Source organism: Roseitalea sp. (assembly GCF_984466335.1).
Genome location: NZ_CFIFWG010000252.1, coordinates 1 through 2,348, shown reverse-complemented (window position 1 = coordinate 2,348; position 2,348 = coordinate 1). Strand labels below are relative to the sequence as shown.

Genomic DNA, 2,348 nt, shown 5'->3' with positions numbered 1-2,348 from the left:
TCCCTTCATCACCTCGACGGTGGCCATCTCGCTGATCTTCTACACCATCTATTCGGCCAATAACGGCATCCTGAACCAGTGGCTTCTGGCGCTGTCGGGCGTTCCGGTCGTCGGCATTGTGTTCGCATGGGTGCCCGAGGCCATGCCGATCCGCTGGCTGGGCAGCGCGGACCTGCTCAAGCCGGCCATCGCGATGGTGGTCGTCTGGAAATATACCGGCTTCAACATCGTCATCTATTCGGCGGGCTTCCTGACCGTTTCCAAGGACCTTTACGACGCGGCCAAGGTCGACGGCTGCAACGCCTGGCAGCAATTCTGGTATGTCGCCCTGCCGATGATCCGGCCGTTCATCTTCTTTGCGCTGACGCTGACCATCATCGGCAATCTTCAGCTTTTCGAGGAGCCCTTCATCCTGACCGCGGGCGACAGCGGCGGCGTCTCGCAGGCCGGCCTGACCGCCGCCTATTATCTGTATCTGGTCGGCTGGGAGTGGCTCGAAATGGGCTCGGCGGCGGCGATCTCCTGGATCCTTTTCGCCTTCATCGCCATTGCGACCTCGGTCCATTTCTACTTCAACGCCCGCGAGGGGCTGGGGGGCCACAACTGATGGCCGCCCTGAAACGCAACCTGCCGGCCGTCTGCAAACATACGGTCATGATCGTCGGCGTCCTCGTCACCATCTTCCCCTTCGTGTGGGTGGCGATGATGGGAACGCACACGCGCAGCGAGATCTATTCATCGCCGCCACCGTTCTATTTCGGCGACAATCTGATCTCCAACTATGAGCGGCTTTTGGAGATCATGCCGTTCTGGCTGGTGCTGTGGAACTCGCTCTACGTGTCGATCCTGGGCACGGTCGGTGCCGTGTTCTTCTGCTCGATGTGCGCCTACGGCTTCTTTGCCTACCGGTTCCGAGGCAGGAACGTCATCTTCGGCATCATGATCGCCTCGATGATGGTGCCGCCGGTGCTGACGCTGATCCCGTTCTTTCTGACGGTGCGCTTCCTGGGCATCCTCGACACGCATTTCGCGCTCTGGTTCCCCGGCGTCGCCAACGCGTTCGGCATCTTCCTGATCCGCCAGTACATGACCTCGTCGATCACCCGCGATCTTCTGGACGCGGCCAAGGTCGACGGCGCCTCGGACTTCCGGATCTACTGGTCGGTGGTGCTGCCCCTGATCAAGCCGGCGCTGGCGACGCTCGCCATCGTCATGTTCATCGGCCTGTGGAACAACTTCCTGACGCCGCTGATCGTGCTGTCGACGCCGGACAAATACGTCCTCACGCTGGCGCTGCGCTCGGTGCAGTCGCTGGCCAATTCGCCCTGGGGCGCCATCATGCTCGGCACCTTCCTGTCCATGGTGCCGCTGCTGGTCGCGTTCCTGTTCTTCTCCAAGCAGATGATGGCCGGCCTGACCGCCGGCGCCGTGAAGGGATGACCATGCACTCCGCCCACGCTCTCGCCGCCCGCTTCTCCGACGACTTCGTGTTCGGCGTGGCGACCTCCGCCTACCAGATCGAGGGGGCGGCCGCCCAGGACGGCCGCAAGCCCTCGATCTGGGACGCCTTCTCGCACATGCCCGGCCGGGTGCGGAACGGCGACACCGGCGATGTGGCCTGCGACCATTACAACCTGCTGGACAGCGACCTCGACCTGATCGAACGGCTCGGCGTCGGCGCCTACCGCTTCTCTCTGGCCTGGCCGCGCATCGTCCCGGACGGACGCGGACCGGTCAACGCGCGCGGGCTCGACTTCTACGACCGCATGATCGACGCGCTGGCCGCGCGCGGCATCGCCGCCTTCGCCACGCTCTATCACTGGGACCTGCCGCTGGCGCTGACGGGGCGCGGCGGCTGGACCGACCGGGACACGGCCCATGCCTTCGCCGATTACGCGTCCGTCGTCGCCCGGCGCTTCGGCGACCGCCTGCAATCGCTGGCGACGTTCAACGAGCCCTGGTGCTCCACCTATCTGGGCCATCTGACCGGCGAGCACGCGCCCGGCGAGCGCAGCATCGACGCGGCGATGGCCGCCGCCCACACGCTCAATGTCGCGCACGGGCTGGCGATCCAGGCGATCAGGGCCGAGCGCGCCGACGTGCCGCTGGGCATCGTGCTCAATGCCCTGTCCATCTATCCGGGCAGCGACGCCGCCGACGACACCGACGCCGCCGAACGCGCCTTCCAGTTCAACAATGGCGTCTTCTTCGGCCCGATCTTCAAGGGCGCCTATCATGACAGCTTCATGGCGGCGCTGGGCGACAAGCTGCGCATCCGGCCCGGCGACATGCGGACCATCGCCCAGCCGCTCGACTGGTGGGGCCTGAACTATTATACGCCCATGACC

3 protein-coding genes are annotated in these 2,348 nt (G+C 64.9%); all 3 read left to right on the top strand.

Features of this window, described 5'->3' with window-relative positions; all coding sequences use genetic code 11:
* The coding region (locus tag AC5E6L_RS15215; RefSeq protein WP_491774429.1) for a carbohydrate ABC transporter permease at nt 1-607 on the top strand (607 nt) is incomplete at its 5' end.
* Nucleotides 607-1,440, top strand: coding sequence for a carbohydrate ABC transporter permease (locus tag AC5E6L_RS15210; RefSeq protein WP_491230183.1), 834 nt, complete (start codon nt 607-609; stop codon nt 1,438-1,440). The genes AC5E6L_RS15215 and AC5E6L_RS15210, both read left to right, overlap by 1 nt.
* Nucleotides 1,441-1,442: 2 nt before the next feature.
* A partial coding sequence (locus AC5E6L_RS15205; RefSeq protein WP_491774427.1) for a family 1 glycosylhydrolase occupies nt 1,443-2,348 on the top strand: 906 nt, incomplete at its 3' end.

Excerpts from the sequence above, each read along its gene's own strand:
- AC5E6L_RS15210 (WP_491230183.1), top strand. The coding sequence starts at position 607 with ATGGCCGCCCTGAAACGCAACCTGCCGGCCGTCTGCAAACATACGGTC.